Annotated in this window: 1 protein-coding gene; it reads right to left on the bottom strand. The window is 62.2% G+C overall.

What is annotated here, in order from left to right; genetic code table 11:
• A partial coding sequence (locus GRB80_RS15810) for an aldehyde dehydrogenase family protein (RefSeq protein ID WP_161424385.1) occupies positions 1-278 on the bottom strand: 278 nt, incomplete at both ends.

Below are 278 nucleotides of genomic sequence, written 5' to 3'. Positions count from 1 at the left end.
CCGCAGACCTTTTCCTGATGCGCCTTGGTGATCACCGGACCGAAGTCGTTGCTCTTGTCGGAGAAGGGGCCGACCTTCAGGGTCGCCATCGACTCCTGCATCTTGGCAATCAGGGTATCGGCCGCTTCATTCCCTACGGCCACCGCCACGGATAGCGCCATGCAGCGCTCGCCGGAGGAGCCGAAGGCGGCTCCGGTCAGTGAGTTGACCACATTTTCCATATCGGCATCGGGCATGACGATGGCGTGGTTCTTGGCGCCACCCAGCGCCTGACAACG

The organism is Halomonas icarae (assembly GCF_009901955.1).
GTDB classification, from domain to species: Bacteria; Pseudomonadota; Gammaproteobacteria; order Pseudomonadales; family Halomonadaceae; genus Halomonas; species Halomonas icarae.
This window is presented reverse-complemented; position numbering and strand designations above follow the sequence as displayed.